Origin of the sequence: Salipiger sp. HF18, from assembly GCF_011806505.1 — a bacterium.
GTDB classification, from domain to species: Bacteria; Pseudomonadota; Alphaproteobacteria; order Rhodobacterales; family Rhodobacteraceae; genus Salipiger; species Salipiger thiooxidans.
Window position 1 is genome coordinate 1 of the sequence record NZ_JAATOS010000248.1, and the last position, 6,008, is coordinate 6,008.

Genomic DNA, 6,008 nt, shown 5'->3' on the forward strand with positions numbered 1-6,008 from the left:
CGGCAGCCTGAACAGAACCTTGATCCCCTTTCGGGACCTTGTTGCACAAGGCCCTGTCGGGCAGTGGACAGGCAGACTTAGATTGCGGAATTCGAAAAGACCGGCGGGCGCCCCTTATGCTGCGCGTGCCAGATCATCTCCTTGTCCAGCCAAATCAGCAGCGACCCGCGCTTCCTGAGCGCATCGTTGTAGTTGGACCAGGTCGTCGTGCGGTAACCGGCGGGCTTGGGCTTGCTCATGCTGCTCGTCTAACCGCATGGAGTCCCGATGTGAATCCTTCACCGGCTGAGTTCTGCAACAACGCCGAAGAGATCAAGAGTTGTATGTCTTCGGGGCCTGGCGCGTCGGCGGTCGCAATGGTCGCGACGACCTCACCATCAATGCGCAGTTCGGTCTGGTCCGGATCGCTTTCCGAGGGACCCAATGTGACTTCGGCATCCGCCTGGTCGGAGGATACAAGGACCACCACCACGACATCGTCATCGGGATTGAATTCCACCAGATACGCCGCTTCATCCGCGCCGCCAGACGCTAAAAGAACAAACGCGCCCTCTCCTCCCCCTCCGTAGGCATGATCGCGCTGTCCTGTGATCAACACATCGTCCCCAGCGGCGCCAATCAGGTAGTCTTCAGCCTCGTCACCGCCAATGAGCGTATCGTCACCGTCATCGCCGACGGCGACGTCGTTGGCGGCACCACCGATAAGCACATCCGCGCCCGCACCGCCAAGCAGTTCATCATTGCCTGCACCGCCGACAATGAAGTCGTCGTCGACGCCCCCTTCGAGGGTGTCGTCGCCCTCGGTCCCGGACAGGATGGCGGCATCGGCGTCGGGCTCTGCACATTCTGCGCTCGATACGTCATCCTCATCGTCATCAACCGCGTCCGGCGCCCCCGCAGCATCGTTGTCTTCGGTGACCTCCTCGATGGGCATTGAAAGCGCCAATGCGACTCCGCCCACGCAAAGCAGTCCGATCATCATGAACATCGTGTTACCCTTTTCCTTTGAGCAGAAACCGTGGAGCTGCGTGGTTTACACAAAATCCAACCAGACGAGGCCGGTCAGGGGGGCCGTAGCCAGATCCGCTGCCGCATCGCCCACATCCACCACCAAGAGTTCACTTCCGTCCGGAGCCATCAGTCGGAGCAGATCCCCATCCACCTGCATTGAAAGCGCGCTGGCAGAGACAGCGGCAGAGAGGTGTAGAACGATTGTGTCGCCTTCGACGGTATTGAAGTCGATGATTTCCTGAAGCGTGTCACCCGAGCTGAGTAAGTGAAACTCATCCGCACCGCTTCCGCCCATCAGGATGTCGTTGCCGCCGCCGCCTTCCAGAACGTCGTTGCCATCCCCCCCGAACAGGCTGTCGTCTGCAGTCGTGCCCCACAGGGTGTCGTCGCCGTCTTGGCCGTGCAGTTCCAGCCCCGAGCCGCCATTGGAAAACCGGGTGGATGTCATGTCGAGAATGTCGTCACCCGCGCCTGCGAAAATGCGCTCAACGTCGTTGACACGCGAGACAGGCTCCGACCCAGCGGCGGAATTGAAGGCGCTGTAGACGTCATCGAGAAAATAGGCGTCGTTGCCGCCGCTCAGGCTGATGGTGTCGAACTCATCGCCCCCATACGTCACCGCATTGTAACGATTGAAGCCATCGAGAGAAACCTTCCACACCGCAAGGCCGTCTCGCCCGCTATGGACATGGTGGGCGGAATAGCCGTCCGAAAAGGTCTCCGTGGTCGACAGGTCAAGCCAGTCATCGCCGGTTCCGCCGAACAATGCGTCCGTCCCGCCTGAAGACTGAAGCGTATCGACGCCCGCTTCGCCGTAGAGGACGTCATCGCCAAGACCGTCGATTAGCTCGTCATCGCCATCGCCGGCGCGCAGGGTGTCGTTGCCCCAACCGCCCTTGAGCATGTCCTCATCCTCTCCGCCGTTCAGGTAATCGTCGCCGCCGCGCCCCAGCAGGACGTCCCTTCCCACACCCCCGATCAGCTCCTCCGAACCATCTGTTCCGTCCTGTCTGGCGGGATTGTCTATCACGATGCGCACGACGTCGTATGGCATGAGATCGAAGGACAGCGTTGCGTCGCCGTCTGCAGCCTCGATCGGTTGGATAAGCGGTTCGACGTCGATTTCGCTGGTTAAATAGTAATCGTCGATGCTGGTGGGCTGGGCGATCAGCGGGATGATCGTATCGAAGGGCGGCAGATAGGTCAGGATCTGGTCGCCAGAGTAGCGAACATGATTTGGGTTGTCGGCGTCGAAAAACGCGAGGGTTTCGAGCTGCGCTAACTCTTCGGCGGTGATGGGCCGGCGTCCGACACGTCCACCCCCGTCCGAATTGGCAAAGTCGCTGAGACCGTCTGAACTGGTCGGATCGACGGTCAGGCGGTCTATCGTCAGAACAGAGTCGTTGTCGACGAGGTTTCCGAGATCGAGACCAATACCGGACGGGCTGTTCGACCTCAGGCTTATAAAGAGAACCTCTTGGTAACCGCTGGTGAAGTGGTTGACCTCGACACTGCCGTCGCCACCCGACCAGTCCGAAAGGACGCTCTGGAACGCGTCGACCTGTCCGGTATCGCTGTCTCTTGGCCGAAGGCTTTCCGACAACATCGAGAAAGCCGCGCCGCTCATGGTGTATTCAATTTCCTCGGCGTTGCGATTGCCCATGATATTGTTGGGCGTCCGGTGCTGAAGTGGCCATATATGAGCGTCGTCGACGCCCATCCGCACCATGAACTCGAACATCTCCATCAGAACCGAAGCGCTGGCGGCACCGTGCTGCGTATCGTTTCCCGCAACAACGTTCCATTCGGTGATAAACAGTTCGACATCTCTGCCCAGTTGCTCTTGGAAGTTCGCGAAGCGCTCATCGATCCTACGGACCTCACGCCAGTCCTCAGCGTCAGTGAACCGGAGCCCCTCATCCCGGCTAACGTTGTAATAGTAATGCACGACAGCCCCATCTACCGCATCTAGGGCCTGCGGGCTCAGCATTGAGAGGATCTCTTCATTCGCCGCATCGAAGTTCCCGGCTTCGTCGCCACCCTTGTAGCTACTGCCTGCGCCGCTGGTTTCTGCCATCTGTAGCAGAATTTTTGGGTCTGGCGCAGAACCAGCGATTGTCGTCGCCAGCCGGTCCAGCGCGTTTTGCGTCGCGTTGATCACGCGGTTTGCCGCGACCCCGTACTCGACCTCGTTCATGGCAGAAACGAAATCACTGCCCTCGATATATTCTGGGTGGACCGATCGGTCGGCTTCAACGACCCTCGTTCCAATCGAATATTCGTTCCCGACTTCAAAAGCGACGATTAAATCCCCATATTGAGACAGAAGCGCGTGAACGAATTCTTCTATCTGAGATAAGGGAATTTCTGACTTTGTTGGGAGTACGAATGTAACCTTATATGATTGATCTGCACTGGAATTTTCCAGGCACCAATCTAGGAAAGCGGCAACTTCCGGTCGCAAGTGGCCGCCGCGCATATTTGTAACATCTAAAGTATTCTCAACGTGACCTCCAGGATATCGTAAATTGGTAATGTTGTGATTATGAATTGCGTCGTGAAAACCCTGTGATGGCTTGTAATCAGCGCCATCGTCAGAAATGTTGATATTGTGCAGCGCGTTCGCACCGAAGTGGTCGTCGCTTACGTATTGCCCAGTGCCAGATGATGACACGTACTCTAAGTCGATTCCCGGCATGCCAAACTCCAGTTTTATTGGGTTTGGTATTGCAGGCCTTGTGGTCTATCCGACCATCAAAATGCGGCGACACATTGGCTTTCTGCAAAAAACTGAATCACACTCAGCTGAAGTAATTGAGGAAATTATTATCGACTTGTGGCTCTAAGGTCTGGATGCATTGATTTCTGTTGCGCGTAGTGATTCACGCCTCCGCAAACGGAGCGATGACATGAGCGACCTCTTCTGGCTGACCGACACGCAAATGGCGCGTTTGTCTCCCTTCTTTCCCAAGTCACACGGAAAGCCCCGGGTTGATGACAAGCGGGTGCTGAGCGGGATTATCTTCATTAATCGCAATGGCTTGCGCTGGAGGGATGCGCCGCAGGAATATGGCCCTCACAAAACGCTCTACAGCCGCTGGAAGCGTTGGAGTGAAAAGGGGCATCTTCGCGCGGATGATGGCCGGACTGGCGGCGGAACACGGTGAGAAGACGACCGTGATGATCGACGCGACATACCTCAAGGCCCACCGAACGGCGACCAGCATGGCCGCCAAAAAGGGGGGCGTGGTCGCCTGATTGGTCGAACCAAAGGCGGTATGAACACCAAGCTGCACGCCATCTGCGACAGCCAGGGACGTCCACTCAACCTGTTCGTCACTGCCGTGCGGGTGAGCGACTACATCGGTGCGCGGGCTCTTTGCGACAGTCTGCCGAATGTTGATTGGCTGCTCGGTGATCGCGGCTACGACGCCGGCTGGTTTCGGGAAGCGTTGCAAGACAAGGGGATACGTGCCTGCATCCCCGGCCGGAAACAACGGAAGACGCAGGTAAAATACCCCTCTCGGGACATTGCTGCGCAATGCCCTGCCGGGCAAGGGACAAGCGCCGAAACAAGCGGCGCAACCGCCCCTCTCGTGACATCGCTTCGCGATGCACTGCCGGGCAGCGATACGAGATCATGTTCGGCAGGCTCAAGGACTGGCGGCGGGTGGCCACGCGATACGACAGGTGCCCCAAGGTCTTCCTCTCGGCCATCGCTCTCGCCGCTATCGTCATCTACTGGCTATGGGTCCTGAGCCTTCTGTATCTCGGCTCTGCTATTTTGCCCCCGTCACCTTCCTTGGCCGAGGCTGGTGACGGGGCGGTGTATGGCGTCTGAGCCTTGTGGCCTGACCACGTCTGCTAGCGAGCCAGCACCGTCTCTCTTTCATCATCTCGAACAGTTGGATGCGGCCGACAAGGACCGCGGAGCAGAAGGAAGAGAGCATGAACACGGTATCATCTGAACAGGTCATCGGCATAGACGTCTCGCGCGACTGGCTGGACATCTATTGCCTGCCCGATCGGAAGCGCCTTCGGTTACCGAACACATCGGAGGGCCATGCCCATGTGGTGTCCCTCGCACGGCGGCGTGGCGCCCTGGTCTGCTTCGAAGCCACCGGCGGGCAGGAGTGGCGGTTATGGGCTTCGCTCGACGCGGCGCGGATCGTCGCGCGTCAACTGCCGCCGGCACAGGTCAAGGCATTTGCCGCCAGCCGTGGCACCCGGGCCAAGACGGACCGGATCGATGCGGAACTCATTGCCCGTTTCATGGTGTTCCGCCCCGAGGCCGGACGTCGCCATCCGGCCGGAAAATTGCGCGCGATCAGAGCTTTGACATCGAAGCGAGCGCAACTCGTCGAAATGCGTAAGCGGCTGCTCGTCCAGATCAAGGCACACGAAAAACTCGCGACCTCTGGAATGTTCACCGACATGGACGTGGAGTTGAAGGCTCTGCTAGATACCAGGATCTCAGAGCTGGAAGAACGGATTGAGCAGGCCGTTGCCGCCGATGGAACACTGGCCGAAACCGCCCGCATCCTGCGCTCGATTCCAGAGGTCGGCCCGGTTGCCAGCACTATGCTGATCGCCGAAATGCCCGAGCTCGGGACCATATCCGGAGAACAGGCCGCAGCCTTGACGGGGTTCGCTCCTATAGCGCACGACAGCGGTGCGTTGCGGGGCAAACGAACCATCGCCGGCGGGCGGCGCGCCCTGCGGCATGTCCTGTTCCAGGCCGCCCTCGTCGCAGCAAATTATAACCCCACCCTGAAAGCCTTCGCGCAACGACTGCGCGACGCAGGAAAACCGCACAAGGTCATCATCACTGCGGTCGCACGAAAGCTCGTCAATATCGCTAACGCTCTATGCAAAGCCCGTAAACCATGGGGCCTTCAAGGCGCATGACGGATACAGTTGCTAGCAGGGTGCTGAAATAGTCGGGCCTCGACGCCGGTTGCGGAACATGATTCATCTGCCGCGGATCAACGGCGGAG

The 6,008-nt window shown here is 58.7% G+C and carries 3 protein-coding genes and 2 pseudogenes; 2 read left to right on the plus strand and 3 right to left on the minus strand.

Translation table 11 applies throughout. The annotated features are described in order from the left end of the window. Nucleotides 1–80: 80 nt before the first annotated feature. The 3 genes and pseudogenes from HC022_RS17355 to HC022_RS29705 all read right to left on the minus strand — a co-directional run. A pseudogene (locus tag HC022_RS17355) lies at nt 81–239 on the minus strand (IS5/IS1182 family transposase); the annotation flags it as partial. Continuing rightward, nucleotides 236–988 carry a calcium-binding protein gene (locus HC022_RS17360; RefSeq protein ID WP_167453267.1) on the minus strand — a complete coding sequence of 251 codons (753 nt, stop codon included), beginning with the start codon at nt 986–988 and terminating at the stop codon, nt 236–238. The pseudogene HC022_RS17355 and the gene HC022_RS17360, both read right to left, overlap by 4 nt. A gap of 45 nt (nt 989–1,033) precedes the next feature. Next, nucleotides 1,034–3,709 carry a calcium-binding protein gene (locus HC022_RS29705; RefSeq protein ID WP_167453268.1) on the minus strand — a complete coding sequence of 892 codons (2,676 nt, stop codon included), beginning with the start codon at nt 3,707–3,709 and terminating at the stop codon, nt 1,034–1,036. Nucleotides 3,710–3,920: 211 nt separating this feature from the next. Here HC022_RS29705 and HC022_RS17370 point away from each other — a divergent pair. Further along, nucleotides 3,921–4,759, plus strand: a pseudogene (locus HC022_RS17370) (IS5 family transposase); the annotation flags it as partial. 200 nt (nt 4,760–4,959) lie between these two features. Beyond that, nucleotides 4,960–5,919 carry an IS110 family transposase gene (locus HC022_RS17375; protein WP_167453269.1) on the plus strand — a complete coding sequence of 320 codons (960 nt, stop codon included), beginning with the start codon at nt 4,960–4,962 and terminating at the stop codon, nt 5,917–5,919. The last annotated feature ends 89 nt before the right edge of the window (nt 5,920–6,008 follow it).

What these genes read in the sequence shown, in the direction of transcription:
- HC022_RS17360 (WP_167453267.1), bottom strand. Translation starts at nt 988, where the DNA reads ATGTTCATGATGATCGGACTGCTTTGCGTGGGCGGAGTCGCATTGGCG.
- HC022_RS17375 (WP_167453269.1), top strand. Translation starts at nt 4,960, where the DNA reads ATGAACACGGTATCATCTGAACAGGTCATCGGCATAGACGTCTCGCGC.
- HC022_RS29705 (WP_167453268.1), bottom strand. Translation starts at nt 3,709, where the DNA reads ATGCCGGGAATCGACTTAGAGTACGTGTCATCATCTGGCACTGGGCAA.